This is a genomic window from Paenibacillus jilunlii (assembly GCF_900102965.1).
Taxonomy (GTDB): Bacteria; Bacillota; Bacilli; order Paenibacillales; family Paenibacillaceae; genus Paenibacillus_AQ; species Paenibacillus_AQ jilunlii.
This window is the reverse complement of the sequence record NZ_FNGM01000012.1, coordinates 9,196-28,638: the sequence shown is the minus strand read 5'-3', so window position 1 is coordinate 28,638 and position 19,443 is coordinate 9,196. Positions and strand designations below refer to the sequence as shown.

At 47.9% G+C, this 19,443-nt stretch carries 22 protein-coding genes and 2 pseudogenes; 12 read left to right on the top strand and 12 right to left on the bottom strand.

Annotated elements, in window-relative coordinates:
• Nucleotides 1–11 precede the first annotated feature (11 nt).
• Nucleotides 12–593, top strand: a complete 582-nt coding sequence (locus BLQ82_RS19670; RefSeq protein ID WP_062523531.1) for a TetR/AcrR family transcriptional regulator — start codon at nt 12–14, stop codon at nt 591–593.
• 88 nt (nt 594–681) lie between these two features.
• Here the strand turns inward: BLQ82_RS19670 and BLQ82_RS19665 are convergent, their stop codons facing one another.
• Nucleotides 682–1,050 (bottom strand): DUF1304 domain-containing protein, encoded by a 369-nt coding sequence (locus tag BLQ82_RS19665; RefSeq protein WP_062523532.1) that lies wholly within the window; start codon nt 1,048–1,050, stop codon nt 682–684.
• Nucleotides 1,051–1,245: 195 nt separating this feature from the next.
• On the opposite strand from BLQ82_RS19665, the gene BLQ82_RS19660 reads away from it, so the two are divergent.
• Together BLQ82_RS19660 and BLQ82_RS19655 are read left to right on the top strand one after the other, a co-directional pair.
• Entirely contained in the window at nt 1,246–1,761 is a 516-nt protein-coding gene (locus tag BLQ82_RS19660) for a GNAT family N-acetyltransferase (protein WP_062523533.1), read from the top strand.
• A gap of 88 nt (nt 1,762–1,849) precedes the next feature.
• Nucleotides 1,850–2,581 (top strand): ZIP family metal transporter, encoded by a 732-nt coding sequence (locus BLQ82_RS19655; protein ID WP_062523534.1) that lies wholly within the window; start codon nt 1,850–1,852, stop codon nt 2,579–2,581.
• Between the two features lie 85 nt (nt 2,582–2,666).
• On the opposite strand, the gene BLQ82_RS19650 is transcribed toward BLQ82_RS19655, so the two are convergent.
• From BLQ82_RS19650 to BLQ82_RS19635, 5 genes and pseudogenes are all read right to left on the bottom strand, one after another.
• On the bottom strand, nt 2,667–3,575 hold the full coding sequence (locus BLQ82_RS19650) for an aldo/keto reductase (RefSeq protein WP_062523535.1): 909 nt from the start codon (nt 3,573–3,575) through the stop codon (nt 2,667–2,669).
• A gap of 127 nt (nt 3,576–3,702) precedes the next feature.
• Complete coding sequence (locus tag BLQ82_RS19645) at nt 3,703–4,692, bottom strand: aldo/keto reductase (protein WP_062523536.1); 990 nt, start codon at nt 4,690–4,692, stop codon at nt 3,703–3,705.
• 106 nt (nt 4,693–4,798) lie between these two features.
• Nucleotides 4,799–5,344 (bottom strand): helix-turn-helix domain-containing protein, encoded by a 546-nt coding sequence (locus tag BLQ82_RS19640; RefSeq protein WP_244280894.1) that lies wholly within the window; start codon nt 5,342–5,344, stop codon nt 4,799–4,801.
• 92 nt (nt 5,345–5,436) lie between these two features.
• Nucleotides 5,437–5,625: pseudogene (locus BLQ82_RS32725) on the bottom strand (AraC family ligand binding domain-containing protein); the annotation flags it as partial.
• A 221-nt stretch (nt 5,626–5,846) separates the two neighbouring features.
• Complete coding sequence (locus BLQ82_RS19635) at nt 5,847–6,158, bottom strand: (2Fe-2S) ferredoxin domain-containing protein (protein WP_020429600.1); 312 nt, start codon at nt 6,156–6,158, stop codon at nt 5,847–5,849.
• A 351-nt stretch (nt 6,159–6,509) separates the two neighbouring features.
• Here BLQ82_RS19635 and BLQ82_RS32720 point away from each other — a divergent pair.
• Nucleotides 6,510–7,004, top strand: a pseudogene (locus tag BLQ82_RS32720) (general stress protein); the annotation flags it as partial.
• Nucleotides 7,005–7,127: 123 nt separating this feature from the next.
• Nucleotides 7,128–7,694 carry a YsnF/AvaK domain-containing protein gene (locus BLQ82_RS32715; protein WP_342028162.1) on the top strand — a complete coding sequence of 189 codons (567 nt, stop codon included), beginning with the start codon at nt 7,128–7,130 and terminating at the stop codon, nt 7,692–7,694.
• Between the two features lie 382 nt (nt 7,695–8,076).
• On the opposite strand, the gene BLQ82_RS19625 is transcribed toward BLQ82_RS32715, so the two are convergent.
• The gene (locus tag BLQ82_RS19625; RefSeq protein WP_062523538.1) at nt 8,077–8,463 is read right to left on the bottom strand and encodes a hypothetical protein; all 387 of its coding nucleotides are present in this window, start codon (nt 8,461–8,463) and stop codon (nt 8,077–8,079) included.
• A 142-nt stretch (nt 8,464–8,605) separates the two neighbouring features.
• Here BLQ82_RS19625 and BLQ82_RS19620 point away from each other — a divergent pair, with 142 nt between their 5' ends.
• The 3 genes from BLQ82_RS19620 (at nt 8,606) to BLQ82_RS19615 (ending at nt 10,542) form a co-directional block, all read left to right on the top strand.
• A complete protein-coding gene (locus BLQ82_RS19620) occupies nt 8,606–8,941 on the top strand; it encodes a helix-turn-helix domain-containing protein (protein ID WP_062523556.1) in 336 nt (111 codons plus the stop codon).
• A 100-nt stretch (nt 8,942–9,041) separates the two neighbouring features.
• A complete protein-coding gene (locus tag BLQ82_RS31580) occupies nt 9,042–9,281 on the top strand; it encodes a hypothetical protein (protein WP_143013501.1) in 240 nt (79 codons plus the stop codon).
• Nucleotides 9,282–9,534: 253 nt separating this feature from the next.
• Nucleotides 9,535–10,542, top strand: coding sequence for a phosphotransferase (locus tag BLQ82_RS19615; protein ID WP_062523539.1), 1,008 nt, complete (start codon nt 9,535–9,537; stop codon nt 10,540–10,542).
• Here BLQ82_RS19615 and BLQ82_RS19610 read toward each other — a convergent pair.
• Nucleotides 10,539–11,450 (bottom strand): helix-turn-helix transcriptional regulator, encoded by a 912-nt coding sequence (locus tag BLQ82_RS19610; RefSeq protein ID WP_062523540.1) that lies wholly within the window; start codon nt 11,448–11,450, stop codon nt 10,539–10,541. The two genes, BLQ82_RS19615 and BLQ82_RS19610, sit on opposite strands and share 4 nt — an antisense overlap.
• 102 nt (nt 11,451–11,552) lie before the next feature.
• Between BLQ82_RS19610 and BLQ82_RS19605 the strand changes: the two genes are divergently transcribed.
• From BLQ82_RS19605 to BLQ82_RS19585, 4 genes are all read left to right on the top strand, one after another.
• Nucleotides 11,553–12,020, top strand: a complete 468-nt coding sequence (locus BLQ82_RS19605) for a VOC family protein (RefSeq protein ID WP_062523541.1) — start codon at nt 11,553–11,555, stop codon at nt 12,018–12,020.
• Between the two features lie 31 nt (nt 12,021–12,051).
• A complete protein-coding gene (locus BLQ82_RS19600; RefSeq protein WP_062523542.1) occupies nt 12,052–12,621 on the top strand; it encodes a YdeI/OmpD-associated family protein in 570 nt (189 codons plus the stop codon).
• 482 nt (nt 12,622–13,103) lie between these two features.
• Entirely contained in the window at nt 13,104–13,661 is a 558-nt protein-coding gene (locus tag BLQ82_RS19590; RefSeq protein WP_062523544.1) for an RNA polymerase sigma factor, read from the top strand.
• Entirely contained in the window at nt 13,658–14,608 is a 951-nt protein-coding gene (locus BLQ82_RS19585) for a hypothetical protein (RefSeq protein WP_062523545.1), read from the top strand. The genes BLQ82_RS19590 and BLQ82_RS19585 overlap by 4 nt, the downstream gene beginning before the upstream one ends.
• A gap of 57 nt (nt 14,609–14,665) precedes the next feature.
• Here BLQ82_RS19585 and BLQ82_RS19580 read toward each other — a convergent pair whose 3' ends face one another.
• From BLQ82_RS19580 to BLQ82_RS19565, 4 genes are all read right to left on the bottom strand, one after another.
• Nucleotides 14,666–15,475: a GNAT family N-acetyltransferase gene (locus BLQ82_RS19580; RefSeq protein WP_143013500.1), complete on the bottom strand. Its 810-nt coding sequence runs from the start codon at nt 15,473–15,475 to the stop codon at nt 14,666–14,668.
• 387 nt (nt 15,476–15,862) lie between these two features.
• Entirely contained in the window at nt 15,863–16,858 is a 996-nt protein-coding gene (glpX, locus tag BLQ82_RS19575; RefSeq protein ID WP_074648435.1) for a class II fructose-bisphosphatase, read from the bottom strand.
• A 70-nt stretch (nt 16,859–16,928) separates the two neighbouring features.
• On the bottom strand, nt 16,929–17,741 hold the full coding sequence (locus tag BLQ82_RS19570; RefSeq protein ID WP_060819002.1) for a pyruvate, water dikinase regulatory protein: 813 nt from the start codon (nt 17,739–17,741) through the stop codon (nt 16,929–16,931).
• A gap of 19 nt (nt 17,742–17,760) precedes the next feature.
• Nucleotides 17,761–18,405, bottom strand: coding sequence for a helix-turn-helix transcriptional regulator (locus BLQ82_RS19565; RefSeq protein ID WP_082722669.1), 645 nt, complete (start codon nt 18,403–18,405; stop codon nt 17,761–17,763).
• Nucleotides 18,406–19,443 lie beyond the last annotated feature (1,038 nt).

Sequence of the window (19,443 nt, the reverse complement as noted above, 5' to 3'; positions counted from 1 at the left end):
GGAGATGTCGTATGCCACGCTTAAAAGAAGAACAGCTTCAAAAAATTTACGATGAGCGCAAAAAACAAATTACAGCGGCGGCTGTAAAAATCTTCGCACAGCATGGCATTCAAGGAACGAAAATCAGTATGATCACTGCTGAAGCAGGGGTGAGCCACGGACTTTTTTACCATTATTTCAAAACGAAAGAAGAACTCTTTATTTCACTGGTCCGGGAGGCAGTTGTAACATCGGTTGCGGAAATCGATCAATTGAGCCGATTGTCTGGATCACCGATTGAGAGAGTTAGAGTGTTAACGGAGGCAATTCTGGATGAGAGTGGGACCCCGTTTTTTATGCTGCTGCATCAAGCCCGGAATTCCCAGGAGGTTCCCGAAGAAGTAAGCCAGCTGATCCAACAATATCCGCTGGAGCTATATGTTGAAAGGTTGCTTCCGTTGTTCAAGGAAGGGCAGGAACAAGGGGAAATCGCAGATGGAAATCTGGAGGAGCTGATCTCAGGCTACATAACGATCCTGTCCGGTGTGATGGTTTTGGGCAAGGGCTATTCTGTCCCTTCCGCTGACTTATTGTTGAGGCTGGTGAAGCGATAAATGAATTGTGGGCAGCGGTTGTCAAAAACAATATTGAATGCTAAAGGCCATCCGGCAAAGGATGGCCTTTATTTTGCAAAAAAAGGGTTCACAGATTGGCCAGAACAACAGCGAGAATAGCCGCGAAGGCCGGAAGGCCCTGGACGAAAAGAATCGATTTCTTGGCAGTGATGCTGCCATAGACCGCTGCAACACCTACACAAATTAGAAAAAACAGTTGAAGCTGGTACCCGAACGTGTCGTTCGGATGGAGCAGGCCCCATACTAAACCCGCTGCCAGAAAGCCGTTATACAACCCTTGGTTGGCCGCGAGCGATTTCGTTTCCTGAGCGAACTGACGGGTGGTCCCGAATGCCTTCTGCGCTCTTGGGGTAGTCCACATAAACATTTCCAGGGCTAAAATATACACATGCTCAAGTGCTACAAGCGCTACGAGTATTGTACTTAAGATCATCATAGCCATTCCCTCATTTTCGTTGGATTAGTACGCAATAAATATTTATATTTTGCAAAATTAAATTTAACACAAATAAATATACCTAAATCCAGCTTTTTTGTCAATTTAGAAATACAGCAGGACCTGTACCTGGGAAGAGCCGATATAATGGTAAAAGGAAGAATTTAATGACAAACACAGTGAGGAGGCAAAGCCTTGTACGTAAGAACACTGACTTCCGCCGATGCGGATATTTACCGTGAGCTCCGGCTGCAGTCGCTGCAGCAGAACCCTGAGGCTTTTCTCAGCACTTATGAATCCGAGCTCAAAATCTCCATTGTCACTACACGGATCAGACTGGAGCCGGCGGAGGATCATTTTACACTGGGAGCTTTTGATGGGGAGGAGAAGCTGGTGGGCATCGTCACTTTTTTCCGTGAGAGCAGGCCGAAAATCCATCATAAAGCCCATGTATATTCCGTATACGTTGATCCGGGTGCCCGCCAGCAGGGAGTGGGACGGCTCTTGATGCTGGAACTGATCAGCCGGGCTACAGCAGTGCCGGGTCTGGAAATTCTTAATCTGACGCTTACCTCCACCAACCTGCCCGCCAAACGGCTGTATGAATCTCTGGGTTTTATCTGCTACGGCACAGAACCGAGGGCAATGAAGCTGGGGGAGGAATATCTGGACGAGGATCTGATGTATTTGCAGATTGGGCCAGAGCTGTAGAAGGGAAATGGAAATTATTAGACATAACTAAGGCTGCTTATAGCATAAGCTGGGTCTAGGAGTCCTGTCCACCAAAGGGGTTGAAGACTTGGAAACTGCGCTTTTTGGCAGCTTTTTATCGGCTATGGCTACTGTGCTTGGGGTAGTTCCCATTCTGTTTGTCCGAAGGTTGTCCGAGCTGTGGAAGGATGTGCTGGTTGCCTTCACCGCCGGAATCATGGTATCTGCATCCACCTTTGGGTTAATGCCGCAGGCGATCAAGGAGTCGGGAATCATCTCCCTGTCCCTGGGCCTGATTACCGGTGTGCTGCTGCTCGATCTGATCGAGAACAATATCCCGCATATAGATGTAGAGAATAAACCCGGCTTCACCAACATGGATTCCAAAGCGCTGCTCGTGCTGATCGCGCTGTTTATTCATAATATTCCCGAAGGCCTCAGTACGGGCTTCAGCTATGCCAGTGAGCAGGCCAGTCTCGGGCCCATGGTGGCGATTGCCATCGGGGCACAAAACATGCCGGAGGGGCTCATCCTGGCGGTGTTTCTGCTCAATTCCCAGGCGACCCGGCGAAAAGCGTTGATTATGGCCGCCTTAACTGGCCTCATGGAGATGGTATCGGCGGTCATCGGTTATTTTACAGCCAGCTATGTACAGAATGTGGTAGGGTACGGGCTGGCATTTGCTGCCGGAGCGATGCTCTTCATCGTCTACAAGGAGCTGATTCCCGAGAGCCACGGTCATGGTTACGAACGCCCGTCCACCTATTCCTTTATCTTCGGAATGCTGGTGATGGTGTATATTACACAAGTTTATGCGTGAGAAAGTGGGAACAAGAGGCTATCCTGTACGGCCAGAACTTAACCGCTTAAGAGACAGCCTCTTTGGCATGTGCTGCACTGCTGCTCTACCGGTGCTGCGCGTACCGGTTGCTTTTGCCGGCGGCCTGGATGGCTGCCAGCTCTGCCGCAGTAAGCGGGGCCGACGCAGCTGCCGCTGCATTCAACCGCAACTGCTCCAGGCTGCTCGCGCCTGGAAGGATCGCAGCTACCGCAGGGTTTGCCAGCGGATAATGCAGGGCCGCCTCCGTCAGGGTACGGGAGGGGGCGGTCTGCTCCAGCAGGCGTTCATGGAGCAACGGCAGTTCCTCGCTGCTGTAACCGAGATACTCCCGGTGGGCTTTGCTGCCGCCATGCCCGGTTAATATGCCCCCGGCCAGCGGCCCCCGGGCAATCAGGCCAATGCCATGCTGTTCCAGCAGCGGCAGTACTGCTTCCTCCGGCCGCCGGTCCAGGATGCTGTACTGGCTCATGACGCTGACAATATGAGAACGGGAGACATATTCGCGGATTACATTCGGACGGATGGAGGAGATGCCATAATACCGGATGAGGCCTTCCTGCTTCAGCTCCTCAAAAGCTTCAATCGTCTCGTCGATCGGATCTTCGAGGGTTCCTCCGTGCAGCTGGTAGAGGTCTATATAATCGGTCTGCAGCCGGCGCAGACTCTCCTTTACTGCCGATTTGATATAGGCTTTGGAAGGGTCCCAGCTCCAGCCTTCTTGTCCGGGGATTCTGCGGTTGCCCACTTTGGTGGCAAGAATGACATCCGCGCGGCGCCCGCGCAGCGCCTGGCCGATAATTTCTTCATTGCGCCCATTATCGTACAGATCGGCAGTATCCAGGAAGTTGATGCCCAGCTCCAGTGCTTCATGCATGATCGCGGCAGCCTTCGTTGCATCTGTCCCCAGGGACATGCAGCCGAGCCCCATGGCGCTTACGTATAAATCAGAATTTCCTAAACGGTTTGTCTTCATCTGCTGTCCTTTCTGTGCTGTTGTGTGTCCATTATAGCATCCCCTCAGCAAAAGGCGGCAATAGAGCCAGCGGCAGCCTGTTGGCTGGGCTGGCTTCATTGCCGTCTGAAGTGACGCTGCGTAAAGTTTATCCCCGCAAAATATTCTCGATTTGCTCCAGCTCCTCCGCACTGAGCTCAGGTGCTTTCAGGGAGGCCACCGCATCTTCGATCTGGCTGACCTTGCTGGCACCGATCAGGGCCGAAGTCACTTTGCCGCCACGGAGAACCCATGACAAGGCGAGCTGCGACATTTTCTGCCCGCGTGCGGCGGCGAGATCGTTCAGTTTGCTTACTTTGCCAATGACCTCGGCGGTAATCTCCTTCTCGGAGAGGAAGACGCTTGGTCCGGCCGCGCGGGAATCCGGTGTGATGCCTTTGAGATAGCGGTCGGTCAGGATGCCTTTTTGCAGCGGCGAGAAAGCGATGGTGCCGATGCCTTCTTCAGCGAGCACATCCTGCAGCCCGTCTTCAATCCAGCGCGACATCATGGAATAGTTCGGCTGATGGATCAGGCAAGGCGTGCCGAGGCGGCGCAGAATCTGCGCCGCTTCACGCGCTTGTTCGGCATTGTAGTTGGAGATGCCGACATACAGCGCCTTGCCCTGGCGCACCAGCAGGTCCAGTGCGGACATCGTTTCTTCCAGCGGTGTGTTCGGGTCCGGACGGTGGTGATAGTAAATATCCACATAATCCAGTCCCATCCGTTTCAGGCTCTGGTCGAGGCTGGAAACGAGATATTTCTTCGAGCCCCATTCACCATAAGGGCCCGGCCACATATAGTAGCCGGCTTTGCTGGAGATGATCAGCTCGTCGCGGTAAGCGGCGAAATCTTTGCGCAGAATCTGTCCAAAGGTCTCCTCGGCGGACCCGGCCGGCGGGCCGTAGTTATTGGCCAGGTCGAAGTGGGTAATCCCGAGGTCGAAGGCCCTTCTGATCATGGCGCGGCCGTTCTCGAACACATCATTGCCGCCAAAGTTATGCCACAGTCCAAGCGAGATTGCCGGCAGGAGCAGGCCGCTGCGGCCGGTACGGTTATATTTCATCTGGCTGTAACGTTCAGGATTTGCAAGATACATGGGATAGTTTCCTCCTTAAAGTTTTGTTAGCATACATTTCCTGATTCCACTTCGCTATTATTGTAGCGGAAATGCAGGAATAAACGTATGTCAGCAAGGAAGAAGTTTATAGAACAATGTCATTACCGGCATGGCGGATGCGGTACTCCTTGGGTGAGCAGCCTTTAACTTTCTTGAACATGCGGGAGAACAGCAGCGGGTCCTGATAGCCCACGGAGCGTGAAATTTCACCGATTGAACAGGGGGTCTCCGTCAGCAGCTCACATGCCTTGGCGACACGGAAATTAAGCAGGTACTGCTGCGGCGGCAGGCCGACGGTTTTTTTGAACAATGCCGATAAATATTTGCGGTCCAGCTTCAGGGAGGATGACATGCGCTCTACAGTTACATTCTCACAGTAATGAGCATGCAGATAGTGCAGACACTGCTCCACATAGATGCTTTTTTGACGGGGAAGCGGGATGGGGTTGGCAGAAGCCGGGACCAGGCGCACCAGCAGCCCGAAGAACTCATACATGATCGCCTTAAGAGGCAGATCAAGACTGTCCTTATGGTCCGCAGCCGTGCTAAGCCGGTCATAGAGTGCGGGCATAAGCGAATCATCCATCGGGAAGACGGGATGCTCCGGCGAGAGCGAGGTTTTGGACAGCAAATAGCCAATCTCTTCCCCCGTAAAAGCAACCCACGAATAGGTCCAAGGCTGATCCATACGCGAGGGTAAGTCAGAAAGGCCTGCCCAGGCTGCAGGATGTGGGTCTCTCTCCCGACAGTGACCTGGCCGGTTCCGGCATGAATGAAATGGATTTTGTACAGGTCCCGCACGCCGGGGCCGACGCTGTGGCCGGGAGCACACTCTTCACGTCCCCAATAATGAAGATGCAGATCGGGATTGCCCCGGAAAGGGCGCTCTGAATTATATTTGAATATGGCCATGCTTCAGCCTCTTTTCAGTGTAGGATGGCTCCAGGCAGTTACCTTGAATGACATCCTCTATTATACATTAGATTGTCTAAGGCTGATCAACCGCAAAAAGTCCCAGGCCCCAGGCTGCGGGCGGGACTTGCAGGATTTTGGATAAGGAGAGGTTGTACGGGGGCAAATGCAGCGAATCAGAAACATGCAGCCAGCCGGCCGGCGCGGGTAGGGATAATGCTTCAGGCTTCCATTTTGAGCATTACCAGTTCTTCGACAGGCTCACCATTCACCAGATGCTCTTCCACGATACGTTCCACATCATCTGTAGTCACATTGTAATACCAGATGCCGTCAGGATAGACAATCACAAAAGGGCCGTTGCCGCACAGGCCGAGACAGCTGGTTTTGTTGATTTTGACGGTTTTGTTAATCCCCTTCTCCACGAGCTGTTCTTTGAATTCCTGCATGACATCTTCCACATCCTGATTGTTGCAGTGCTCGCTGCAGCAGAAGAGCAGGTGCTTCTTCAGCACCTTGAGTCGCATATTCATACCTGAGCCTCCTTGATCGGGTCATAATAGTTGACCTATCTTACGAGGAGTATAGTCCCTTTTGCAGCATCTGTAATGGGGTAGCGGTCAATGTTCCAAAAGGCTTAACAAATGGGTAAAATCGGGGATATTTGCGTCAGATTATCTAACCTGGATTCGAAAAAATTGATGAAAATGTGTCTTTTTTTATATTTCCCTTATTATTTCCTGTTTCAGAAATTCTTTTGTGGATTCAGCCTGGAAACGGAGATTTCCCAGTTTAGGCCCTGAGCGTTTGGTTAAGTAAGAGGTGTGAAAATAAGCTGCAAGATGAATTGACACCCAATAAAAAGCCATCAGGAGGGAATCGTTATGAACAAGAAAATTGTAGGTGTATTCCATACCGAACATGAAGCTTCACAGGCCATTGAGGAATTGAAAAGCCGCGGATTTCTGACAGAGGATATCTCGGTGATTGCAAGAAATAAACAGGATGTCGATACGATTAATGAGGAGACGGGCACCAAAGCCCCTGAGGGAATGGCTTCAGGTGCGGCGACCGGCGGCGTGCTGGGCGGTGTGACCGGACTTCTGGCAGGCATTGGCGCATTGGCCATTCCGGGAATCGGACCGATTCTTGCGGCGGGACCCATTGCGGCAACGCTGGCGGGAGCTGCGGTAGGTGCCGGAACCGGGGGACTTGTCGGCGGATTAATCGGACTTGGCATACCGGAGGACGAAGCGAAAAGCTATGATAATTATGTGGATGAAGGCCGCATTCTCGTCATGGTGGATGCCGACAGCACGCGGGCCAATGATGTGTACTCGGTGTTCCGCAGTCACAACTCCGCAAATGCCAGCCGTTATATAGAGGAGGCAATTCCTGAAGGTGAGGCAGCGGCGAATGCCCGGCATTCAGTAAGTGACACGGTAGATGCCGCATTCAATGGCTCCGGGCTGGAGGGACGCGAGGATACTGGGCTGGATACGATGAATTCCGCACCGGTGAATGATCTTCCGGAGAGCAGAAGGCTGGATGATGTGAACCGGCCGGGGATGACGGGAGATGTCTATTCCGGCTCGCGGGAAGGCATGGACAGTACACTGGACAACACACGATCCGCTGATTGGGCTGACCGTGAGCGCGATGAAGCGCGTAAGCTGCGCTTGCGGGAAGAACAGCTCGACGTTTCCAAAAATAAAGTGCAGACCGGTGAAGTGAACGTGCGGAAGGAAATCGTTGAAGAGCAGAAAACGATTAATGTTCCAGTCAGCCATGAAGAAATTGTTATCGAACGCCGTTCCGTTAATAATGATTCCACAGCAGAACCCGTCGGAGCCGATGAGACGATTCGTATTCCTGTAAGCGAAGAACAGGTCGAGGTTAACAAGAATACGGTGGTCACCGGTGAAGTGGATGTTCATAAACGTGAAATTCAAGAGACGGAGCAGGTTAAAGATACGATTAAACGTGAGGAAGCCCGGGTGGATAAGACGGGGAATGTAAAGGTGAACAATAATAACGAGGTGCTGAGAGACCACAGCCGGACCCGTTAAGAGGAATTCGCAAGCAGGGGGCATTGCCTCCTTGGAATAACGATTAAAGGAAGGGTTTCCCTGAGTCCGCCGGACTTGGGGAGACCCTTCTTTGTAATGAGCGGGAATTCTGCAGGTTGAGGGGTGCGTAACCAGCAGATGTGTGTTGAGCTGCTGTGGGGTGAATCTTATCGTAAGTAAGGATTGACGGGTTCGCAGTAGTAGCTTGTTTTCATTATTCTTTCCAAGCTAGACTTCATAGATCTGTCTTTAAATTTGGCTGCTGTTGATCTTTTATTTATCAAGTAGTTCTTAAAAAATTTAAGTTATTCCTTTTTTATAGAATTATTTATTTAAAAGTAATTGTACCTAATGAATAATGAGATGCTCTTCATAAGCACTCTCAATCCCTCATTCTCTCGTAAAGAATGCTCAGTATCTCCTTTGCTCTTAATATCACTCTTTTCATATCCTCATCTTGTATCACCTCTAACTCCTGCCCCTCCCCATTAACGATATAACTTAACTCGCCAACAAACACCGCAATCTCAAGCCCAGGATTATAATCCGTATGTATAAGTAGCAAAAGATCAATTAATGATATTTCTGAACCGAACTCTGCCTTGTGTTCATAAATGTATAGCGCACGGGTTATGGAGATGAGCGCCGAATGACAAAGAAAGAACGAAGCTTTAAACTGATTGTGTTTTCTCATAATCTGGGCTAATTTCATATGATATTGAGCAAGTTGATAATAATCGTCGATTTTCTCTTGCAAACTTTTACCCATAGCTAATGCCTCCTAGACTGTAATTGGAAAAGCATCACATAATTATAATACCTATAAATATTAAAATAAATAATAATATTCATTGTTTGGTGTTTACCGTTATGAAACTTGTCTACACTTTTGACATGGAGAGGTGAATACCATAATGGATAAAGAAATATTGAAGCTCGTAGGAACCCGGATTCGTGCTCTTCGGAAAGAGCGTGGATTATCGCAGGAAGCGCTTGGGGAGAAAGGCGGATTTCATTTTTCATACATAGGGCAGATTGAACGCGGCGAGAAGAATGTTTCTTTATTGAATTTACATAAGATAGCAGAATCGCTTGAAGTTAATTTAATTCAGCTGTTTGCGTATCTGAATGAAGAGTTTATGGTTACATCAGCAGAGAGCGATATTCTAGATATTGTAGGTATGCTTCGTGATGCCAATGATGAGAAAATCCGTGTGGCTAAAAATGTACTAAAAGAATTATTATGAAGCAAGGTCCTACAGGGCAACAAATGAGGTCGTAAGAAGTAAAAACGCACAAGCCAGTGGCTTGTGCGTTTTGCTGTAGCGTAAGTGTAGTGCTTATTTTATGATTAATGGCAATGCCCTAAAGTTTGATATTCAAGAAATTTTATTAATTTATCAAGGAGCAGCCATGACATCATTTATCGGATTTATAGTAGCTATTATTGTCTTGTCCATTTTAACCGGGATGATGCAAGGAAATAAGAAGAAGAGAAGACGCAGTACAGGCAAGCGGCAGACTACTATTAAGAAAAGTACTGTCAAAAGCACTGCTACTACTTTTAACCGTTCCTCTACGACGTGAAGACCGGATGATGTGCTTTTAAAAACACCTCTGGACAAAATTAATGGTGCTGAGTTTGAGCGATTGCTGTCCCTGTATTTCCGGGATATCTGTCAGGAAAAACAGAACTCCTGAATAAATATGTGCGCTTTGTTCAGACCTACCCGGAGGGAATTCCGGATGGACTGGTTGTGCAGCCGAAGTACAGAATTCGCTGTTCCGATTTTTCCTTTAATCAGGTAAGAAAAATGTCGATTAGAGAGGTTGACTTAAAATGCTGTTGACGACTGAGGACCAAATAGTCAACGAAATCGCAGACTGGCTGAAAAAGCATTTTTCGGCTGAGATGCTGTCCGCCGAGCGTGTTAGGCGAGGGCTAATGAACGAGAAGTGGATTGTCGAGACAAACAAGGGGGGGCTGTTCGTAAAAAGCTATCACCCTGAGCGGTTTAAGATGCATGATCTGGAATTTCGCGGGAAGATTGAAAATGCGCTGCAACTGCAGCTTCTTTTTTATCAGTCGGGAGGACCGTGTCCAGAGCCGTTGATGCTGGAAGGGCGCTGCATGCACATCCTGCCGTGCGGAAGGTACATGACCGTTATGACGTGCTGTCCGGGCGCTATGGTGCCTGCTGGCATGATCGGTGAGCATATGATGCACTCACTCGGACGTGCTGCTGCGGATATGCATGCCGTCTGGGATTCCGCGACGACATTAGGGTTCGGAGCAGCAGTGCCGCCGGAGGAACCGGTTTGGCGGTTGTCCCGCGAGGAGATGGAGCGCACCTGGGAGGTGAATTGGGATGCGGCTCGTGACTCGTCTGAGCGTGTCCGGAATGCATTGCAATTACAGAAGGCGATAGTTGAATCACTTGGAGATGATGACTTTACGCCTCTGACTGCAGGCTGGGCCCACCTCGATCTATGGGCAGACAACCTGCTTTTCGAAGGAAACGCTCTGACAGCCATTGTTGATTTCGACCGGGCGCGCTACTCGTTTCCAGCGCTGGACCTCGGTCGGGCTGTCCTTTCCGGCACGCTCAGCGAGCACGGATTCCGCAAGGATGCGGTGGCCGCTTTCACTGAAGGCTACCGTAGTGTGCGGTTGCTGCCGCCGGGCTCGCTTGTGAAGGCAATCAAGTACGTCTGGTGCATCGAATCACCTTGGTGGATCAAGCCGTCGTTCGAATCGTCCAGCGCGGTCCCTGTCCGTTTTGCCGAAGAAATGATCCGCACTGCGGAGCGGTGGGAGCAACTCGACGCTCTTCTTGGGGACATTTAAGAATATTTCTCCACCATTCTAATTAAATAATTTCGAAATTCTTCAACATATGTTTTGGGCTCTACGATTTCCAGATTTGTACCGAAGCTTGCTAAAAATTGAAACCCAATACTGTTTTGGGGAACGTGGATGGTGGCTAAGAAATAGTCAGAACTATAGTTTTCAATACTCTTCCGGCCGTACCTTTCAATGAATTGATCTTTTATGCCAGGCGAAATCAACGCCTTAATAGCGGCTAATTGAGGTTGATAACTTGCTTCATGTGCTTGTTCCACTAAATAATCTCTAGGGTTAAACGTATTTTCCTCCATATGAAGATGATCGATCCTGAATAATTTAAATGTTCTATATCTCTGGCGATGTAAACAGAATCCCTTCAAATACCAACTCGTTTCACTAAAATGAAGCTGGTACGGCTCGGCAATCCTCTTCGTCGTGGTGCCATTTTTATCTATATAATCAAATGAAACTAACCTTCTCTTTAGTATCGATTCTTGGCAGATCCTCAAGGTTTGAAGAATCTCAGCCCGGCCCGCCCAATCATAAAATGACAGCTCGATTGAACCTTTTGGAGACAATGGGCTAACCATGGCTTCTATTTTTTTGATCGTCACTTCAACTTCTTCGCTAATTAGAATTTGTTCCAATCCGCCGAGCGCAGTCAGTATATTCTCCAAGTCAGAGCTGCTTAAAAGACGTTTATCAACCTTGTATTCATCCATAATGCCATAGCCGCCATGAACGCCATTGACCGAATAGACCGGGATGTTGGATAAACTCAGTGTTTCCATATCGCGGAGTATCGTTCTTTTGGAAACATTAAATAATTGTGCGAATTCATTTGCTGGAACGACATCTTTTTTCAGCAATATCATAATAATAGAAATTAGTCTCTCAACCTTGTCCATATGTCCCCCTCCTTTTTCTCTACATAATCTAAGAACGGTGACAAACAGCTGTCACCTTTTGTGGATTATACTACATTTATCACAAGAAGGAGGTATGACTTTATGTCAGCTATTGCGTATTTGAACTTTGATGGAATCGCAGAACAAGCAATTGAATTTTATGCGGAGGCTTTAAATGCAAGCGAGGTAAAAAAGGTGAAATTCAGTGATTTTCCGCAAGATCCAAACTATCCGTTGCCAGAAAATGAATTAAATATGATCATGGAGTCTTCAATCGAATTCGCAGGCGGGAAAATTATGATGTCGGATCTTCTGCCTTCGATGAAGAGTGTAACGGGCGAGCTGGTGAAAGGCAATAATATCCTGATTAGTATCGTTATTGATGATAAACAGACAATGGAAAATTACTTCTCTAATTTGTCGGTAGGTGGTTATGTTATCATGCCGTTATCAAAAATGCCTTGGTCTTCCTGCTTCGGAATGCTGGCTGATAAATTTGGTGTGGTTTGGAAATTTAATAGTGACGCGGATAAGTTCCTTGATGAAGTTATTTCCAATATGAGAATGTAAATCCATTAGGAAAGGATAATGGTTTTTATCTATGGAAATTGAAAATTTAATTCCAATAAAATCGAGAGAAGATTTAAGGAATTGGCTGCAGAGCAATGGTAAGACTGAAAAGTGTTGCTGGGTCTTGATTAGTATGACGCCCACCCCCGATGTGCTGTTATATTTGGACGCGGTTGAAGAAGCTTTGTGCTGTGGATGGATCGATGGAGCCAAGAAGAAAATGTCTGAAACGGAGCTGGCTCAGAGACTATCTCCTAGAAGTAAAAAAAGTTCATGGACTGAACTAAATAAAGAACGTATCCGCCGCCTCGAAAAGCTGGGGTTCATGAGAGACGAAGGAAGAAGGGTTCTTCCTGATATGGATCACCATTCTTTTACAATAGATAAAGATATAGAGCAAAGGCTAAAAGAGGAAAAGCAAGTATATGAGAATTTCATGGCATTTCCGGATCTTTATAAAAGAATTCGGATCGACACGATACAAAGCTATAAGAATCAGCCGGAGCTATATAAGAGCAGATTAGACAAATTCATAACAAACACGAGAGAAAATAAAATGTACGGCCAATGGAACGATAATGGACGTCTACTAGATTACTAATTATTGCGGAGTACTGGCTGGTATCAGTTAGAACAGAACAGTACAATTTTATCCCTGGAGAGTGGGCTTACCCCGCTCCTTTCTTTTTGGACAAGGATTATAGTAGATGAATAACTCCGTGTGAGAGGAATGAAAGCGGTTACCATTGCCGTTATTTACTATCTGTCAGAATACGACTACGCTCAATTTTCCTTTGACGGAACGGTGAGCATTGAAGTCATGATGCTAGGCAACAAGCCGATTGAATCCTTGATCTACAAAAAGAAAGGGTCATCCTGCGAAGGGTGGCCCTTTCTGCCCTGCATACAGAAATCGTTGAAACTTTTAGATCTAAACCACATACATACTATTGTTGTTGTAAACAGAGGAATGGTTGTTTGCGAACCAATTAATATTAGAGAATCGAAAAGAAGTGCAACCAATTCTACAAACTTTCTACTATATAGATAAGAGAGATAAGATTTGTAAAAGGAGAATACCGGATGGAAGATCAGGGAATAGTCCGCCTATACTTACAGCGTTCGCAGCAAGCCATTATAGAGACTAAGAATAAATATGGGGCATACTGCAGAATGATTGCAAGAAACACACTCTCCAGTTATTCGGATATTGAAGAGTGTGAGAACGATACATACTTAGGAGCATGGAATGCAATCCCCCCTAATATGCCTAGGAAGTTCCCTGTATTTCTAGGGAGAATTACACGTAATATTGCGCTTGATAAACATGGTTATAACACAGCGAAAAAGCGTAATCGTGAGTTCGAAGTTATTCTAACTGAATTAGAAAATTGTTTAGCTTCCCCTGATACTGTAGAAACAGAGTATGAAGCAGGTGAGATAGCCAATGTAATAAATCAATTTTTATATGCCTTGGATGAGCAATCAAGAAATTTATTTGTTGGGAGGTACTGGTACTCCTATTCCATAAAGAATCTTTCTATGAAATTTAATATGAGTAGTAGTAAAGTGAAGTCCATTTTATTCAGGTTAAGAAATAAACTTAAAGTTCATCTGGAGAAAGAGGGGGTAAACCTGTGAAAAGAGAAGAGTTATATAGAGAGATCGGATTAATTGATGAGAACTTAATTGAAGCGGCCGGGCACAGTATGGAGAGAAGTAAAAAAAGTATTTCTAAAAAGTGGGTTGTTGTGGTGGCCTGTCTTATCCTTTATAGTTCTACTGCTTCAGCTTTATTAGCGACAGAATATTATAAAAATCAGAATGCAGAGCCTTACATACGTTATTTAAGAGCTGAAGACATGGAGTTAGTACCTGTTACCCGCTTTGATGCGGAAAAATTTCTACAAGCTTTAAAAAGTAATAATGATGAACATGTATATATTGCTATTAATAGGCTGGTAGAATGCTTTAATGATCAAAAGTTGAGAGAAAAAGCGTTAAAAGCACTCCAGCCATTTTTAGAAAATGATAATCCAAAAATCGCTGATTCAGCTGCTTTCGCCACAGATATTCTGTCAAAAAGTTATCGAAGCCCTTATATTTTTAAGTTAGCAGACGGAAGTATATTGTTTACGTTATTTAACAATTATTCGGATTATGGAAGTCAAAATGTCCTTTGGAGGATAAAAGACAATGTGCTTCAAGAGTATTTAAGCTTTTCTCCACCATCTATGTATATTACAGATATTATTCCTTCACCAAATAAGAAGTTAGTTGCGGTCGTGACAGGCTCTAATAAAAGTGAATTTGTTCAAATTATGAATGTTGAAGAGGGAAGAACAAGTCCAGAGTTAGTAGAATCTGCAAGAGTCAAATATGGTGCACAAAAAGAATTAGATACATGGATCCGCCCAGATCATGAGAATTATAGCTATGCAGACAAAGTAGTGTGGAAAGACAATGATACTTTAGAGTTTGAGGGCTCTCTTGCATATCAGGATACTGAGATTATAGAAAATGTTACTGTAGCATATCAGTTTAGTAAAAAGGTAATAGAAGTAAAAGGACTTAGTCCGTCTCGATGAGTGGTTACGGTTAAACCCTGAGAGACAGAAACGGGAATCTGGTCAGAACCTATCCTCTTAGTGAATTGTTGCTTGGCCATACTTTTGACCACATTTCCGGTGGCAGGCGGTTTCAAAACCAATTTTGGGATAAAAGTCAGGAGCACCTCCGAAACAATATGTAGCCCCCAGTTGTTCAGTGCGTTTCATTAGCTCGGTTACTGCTACAGTTGCAAGCCCTAAACTGCGATATCGCGGATCTGTAGCGAGTGGTTCAAGATATGCAAAATCGTTCACACCATCAACCCACATTCCGGCAAAGCAGGCGTACTCTCCATTGGGGGCTTTTATTATTGCGGTAAGGTCCTTTCTGAAATGTGGACCACTCTGCATGAGCAATCTGGAATCAAGGTCATCGTCAGGCTCGTCTCCATGGTTGAATCCCCGCCACAATACATCGTTAATTTTACGCAGGTCATTTTCATTTTCTAAAGTTATGAAAGTGAACCCCTCGGGTAATATGCGCGTGGAGAAACCCGAAACGTAATTGTAAACTCGGATTGGCTCACTGTATACCTTGTGATATCCTTTTTGGACAAGCAATTTTATAAGATGTTCTTCATAATCGTATACCCTAACATCGAGGCTGAATTGGTCAGCTGATCTCTTTGACAACTCTGTCTCTGCATATTCAACCATTTCTTGTTTTAAAAAATCATATCCTTCTTTGGTTGAAAAGTAGCATTCGCCAACTTCCATTTCATAGCAAGCTACACCTACAATTTCTTCGTTCTCCTCCCAAATACCGAATCGATGTGTTAGAGAATGATTAAAATAAGGATGTGTATGCGCATACTCCCAAAAAGGCTGCGGGACATTACCACCCAACTGATACTCTTGAAGTTTAATCGCATGAACTGAGAGACTCTTTCGAAATCGGAAAGTAATCTATACCTTCTTAACGTGATCTTCATGTTATAACCTCCTCCGTCGTTATATGAATAAGGTATCATGAGATTTTTTTATAATCTATGCAGAGAACATATTAAACAAAACTTGCCGCTTCAACCAACGCGGAGATCACGGGGAATGATGAATAAACTGTCAACTGCATGCGAGAAAGGCCATTACCTGTTCGACTCTGTTACTGAATTAGATCATTTTACATAAGCAGAGTTTGATGACATAGCTTGTTAGTGCAAATTTTCAAAAGAAGGGCCATCCGCAAAGGATGGCCTAAAACTTGCTATTACAGCGAGTACGGTGAACCGCAGATCAGATGAAAGCCGCATCCGGTCTGCTGGCCTTTACCTGCGGAATCTCCTTGCCCGGCAGAAAATGAATGCTGCGGATGTAGCGGATTGTGCGGCTCTGCGCCCGCATGATGACGGAATGGGTCTCGGCGCGTTCCTTGCCGATGAAGCGGACTCCGCTTAAAAATTCGCCGGAGGTCACGCCGGTCGCCGCGAAGATGACATCGCCGGTGCCGACCATATCCTCCATCGAGAGGACGCGCGTCGGATTCTCGATGCCCATCATCAGGCAGCGCTGCAGCTCGAAGGGGCCCTCCGGCAGCAGCTTGCCCTGCAGCTCACCGCCGAGGCATTTCAGCGCGGCTGCTGCCAGCACGCCTTCCGGTGCTCCGCCGGAGCCCATGTACAGATCAACATCGCTGTCCGGCAGCGCTGCCGCTATGGCTCCGGCCACATCGCCGTGGCCGATCAGCTTGACGCGCACGCCCAGCCCGCGCAGCGTGGCGAGCAGCGGCTCATGCCGTTTGCGGTCAAGGACCATCACCGTCAGCTCGGAGAGCGCTTTGCCGGTAATGAGGCTGGCCTTGCGCAGCGTGACCTCAGCCGGATCTTCCAGGCTGAGCCTGCCGGCGAGCTCGGGACCGCAGGCGAGCTTCTCCATGTATATATCAGGCGCATGGAGCAGGCTGCCCCGGTCGGCAATGGCAATTACCGATTGGGCATTATGGAGCCCGCAGGCTACCACCTCTGTGCCTTCCAGCGGATCAACGGCTACATCAACGGAAGGGCCGTTCCGGTTCCCGACCTGCTCGCCGATGTAGAGCATCGGCGCTTCGTCCATTTCCCCTTCGCCGATGACCACTGTCCCGTCAATGGAGACGGAATCGAACATGGAACGGATGGCGGTTGTGGCCGCATCATCCGCAGCATTTTTATCGCCCCGTCCTATCCAGCGGGCCGAGGATAAAGCGCCCAGTTCAGTTACCCGTACAATTTCCAGTGCCAATTCTCGTTCCATATGATTTCCCTCCAGTAATATATTTGTATAAGCTAAGGCCGGACAGGCTAAGACCAGCAGTAAAACGGTTCTACGGAGAATCAGTGATATAACCCATAATAATGCCTGCAGTTTCTTCAATGGCCTTGTTCGTAATATCAATCACCGGGCAGCCCAGCTTCGCGAACAGGACAGCAGCATATTCCATCTCTTCGGTAATGCGCTCCAGGCTGGCATACTGCGAGCCTGCCGGGAGTCCGAGCTGCTTCAGCCGCTCAGAGCGGATCTTCAGCATATACTCGGGCTTCATCGTAAGCCCGATGAGCCGGTTCGGCGGCAGGCTCATCAGCTGCTGCGGCGGGCCGATCTCGGGGACGATGGGGTAGTTCACGACCTTTTTACCCCGGTGGGCGAGAAAAATGCTGAGCGGGGTTTTGGAGGTGCGGGACATGCCCAGCAGCACAATATCCGCCTTCAGCATGGCACCAAGATCGCGCCCGTCGTCGCAGGCCACGGTAAATTCGATCGCCTCGATCCGCCGGAAATAGTCCTCGTCGAGCTGGTGAAGCAGCCCTGGCCGGGCCTGGGGCGCATCATCGAAGGTATCGATGAAGGCCTGCATCATCGGGCCCATAATATCGACAATCCGCAGGTCAAGGCGTACCGCTTCCTCGCGGATCATCTCCCGCAGCTCCGGCTGAACCAGCGTGTAGGCGACAAAGCCCTGAAGCTGGGCCGTCTCCTCCATCAGCTTCCGCAGCTCGTCTTCATGCCTTACATTGCCGTATCTTCTGATCGTGACACGCTGATTCTGGAATTGGTGGATAACAGCCTGAACGACAGCCTCTGCTGTATCCCCTATAGAATCCGAGCATATCGTAATGAAATGTGAGGATGGCTCCATGCGTTTTTGATTCCTCCCGTTATCCTTTGGCTTCTAGATCGAGGAGAAGTTTGACGATGGAAGTTTTGGTCAGCCGTCCGACCACGTCGAGCCTTGGGCCGTTTTCTTCCACAGTACCGGGGATCACCACCGGCAAACTGTCCACCTCGTGAAAAATCATTTTTTGTGCGGCATCATGCACCGTATCTTCGGGAGAAACCGTCACGACTTTGGGCTGGCGGGTCATTACCATGCTCACGGGCATGGATACCGCGCCGGGATTGCCCAGCGTAACCTTCAAAAAATCCTTGCGCGAGGCCACTCCGGTCAGCTTGCCGTCCCCGTCGCAGATGATCAGCGTGCCGACATCCTGCAGAAACAGTGTAACTACGGCATCCTGGATCGTTGTCGTCTCGCGGATAATGATCGGAATGCTCTGAATGTCCTTGACCTTGGTGTCCTTCAGCAGATAGCTGCCGCCGAGGCGCTCCGAGGTTTTTTTGCCGGGAAAATAACCCACCTTCGGTTTAGCGTCAATGTACTCCAGCATGACGAGCACGGACAAGTCCGAGCGGATCGTCGGCTTGCTGAGATGGAGATGCTCCGCAATTTGCTCGGCGGTTATCGGCGCTCTTTTTTTGACAATTTCAATAATTTGCAGTTGACGGGATGTCAGTTCGATCACAGGTTCCCTCCACTTTCCGGATACAATCTGGCGTTCCTTCACTGAAAAGGAGCACCGTTTGCCGATTCCCCCTTCCATTCTTACGTGCTATTGGAATATATAACCCTTAACTTGGTTATATAATACGCAATAATGATCATTAATGCAATATATAATACGTCATATATATTATATTAATTAAAAAATAGACGTCTCTCACTCGGATTTAGCGGCGTAGGCGGTTAAGAGCAGTGTAGAGTGCTGGAGGGTAGTTAGGGGGGATGTAGGAAGCTTCGTGGTGTGGCTGGTCTTCGGGGTGTGTAGGCGGGGAGTGGGTGAGTGGGAAGTAGAGAGTGTAGTGAGTTGAGGATGGGGAGTAGGATGTGGGGTAGGGAGTAGGGTGAGGGGAGAGTGTAGTGTAAGAGTAGTCAGTATGGAGTATGGGAGAGTGTAGTGTAAGAGTAGTCAGTATGGAGTATGGGAGTGTGGAGTAGCTGAGTGATGAGTAGGGAGCAGGGAATGGCGAGAGTATGGAGTAGCAAGAGTTGAGAGTAGGTGAGTGGAGAGTGTGGTGTAAGAGTAGTCAGTATGGAGTGTGGGTGGGGAGTAGTGAGTAGCTGTGTGGTGAGTGGGAGTAGGGGGTAGTGAGAGTAGTAAGTAGTTAGGGTAGTGAGTAGTGAGAGTAGTGAGAGTAGTGGGTAGGTGAGTGGAGAGTGTGGGGGTAGGAGTAATGAGTAGCTAAGTGGTATTAAGTTGTGAGTAATAAGTTGCAGATGCTGAGTTTTAGTGTTGCGGACACAGATGCGCTTATTTTGTGGAAATGAGTATTTTTACTGTTGTCACGGACTCAGGAGCCCTTATTTCATGTTTTTTGACCCGAAATGGGGAGAAAGGATGCCAATAGACGATTCTGTGTCCGCGATGGAGGAATAACGGGGTTACTTTGAAAAATAACGGTTCTGCTGTCCGCATGTGGGCAGAGCATCCGGTGCCGTTTGTCATGAGCGGGGGCCTTCGGCTATGCTGGCCGAAAACAACGGCAAAACTGCCGTTGTTAGC

Bases quoted from the DNA above. Each gene is read 5' to 3' on its own strand.
- BLQ82_RS19670 (WP_062523531.1), top strand. From the start codon at position 12: ATGCCACGCTTAAAAGAAGAACAGCTTCAAAAAATTTACGATGAGCGC.
- BLQ82_RS19665 (WP_062523532.1), bottom strand. From the start codon at position 1,050: ATGATGATCTTAAGTACAATACTCGTAGCGCTTGTAGCACTTGAGCAT.
- BLQ82_RS19650 (WP_062523535.1), bottom strand. From the start codon at position 3,575: ATGAAGACAAACCGTTTAGGAAATTCTGATTTATACGTAAGCGCCATG.
- BLQ82_RS19645 (WP_062523536.1), bottom strand. From the start codon at position 4,692: ATGTATCTTGCAAATCCTGAACGTTACAGCCAGATGAAATATAACCGT.
- BLQ82_RS19635 (WP_020429600.1), bottom strand. From the start codon at position 6,158: ATGAATATGCGACTCAAGGTGCTGAAGAAGCACCTGCTCTTCTGCTGC.
- BLQ82_RS32715 (WP_342028162.1), top strand. From the start codon at position 7,128: ATGAATTCCGCACCGGTGAATGATCTTCCGGAGAGCAGAAGGCTGGAT.
- BLQ82_RS19625 (WP_062523538.1), bottom strand. From the start codon at position 8,463: ATGGGTAAAAGTTTGCAAGAGAAAATCGACGATTATTATCAACTTGCT.
- BLQ82_RS31580 (WP_143013501.1), top strand. From the start codon at position 9,042: ATGATTAATGGCAATGCCCTAAAGTTTGATATTCAAGAAATTTTATTA.
- BLQ82_RS19615 (WP_062523539.1), top strand. From the start codon at position 9,535: ATGCTGTTGACGACTGAGGACCAAATAGTCAACGAAATCGCAGACTGG.
- BLQ82_RS19610 (WP_062523540.1), bottom strand. From the start codon at position 11,450: ATGGACAAGGTTGAGAGACTAATTTCTATTATTATGATATTGCTGAAA.
- BLQ82_RS19605 (WP_062523541.1), top strand. From the start codon at position 11,553: ATGTCAGCTATTGCGTATTTGAACTTTGATGGAATCGCAGAACAAGCA.
- BLQ82_RS19600 (WP_062523542.1), top strand. From the start codon at position 12,052: ATGGAAATTGAAAATTTAATTCCAATAAAATCGAGAGAAGATTTAAGG.
- BLQ82_RS19590 (WP_062523544.1), top strand. From the start codon at position 13,104: ATGGAAGATCAGGGAATAGTCCGCCTATACTTACAGCGTTCGCAGCAA.
- glpX (WP_074648435.1), bottom strand. From the start codon at position 16,858: ATGGAACGAGAATTGGCACTGGAAATTGTACGGGTAACTGAACTGGGC.
- BLQ82_RS19570 (WP_060819002.1), bottom strand. From the start codon at position 17,741: ATGGAGCCATCCTCACATTTCATTACGATATGCTCGGATTCTATAGGG.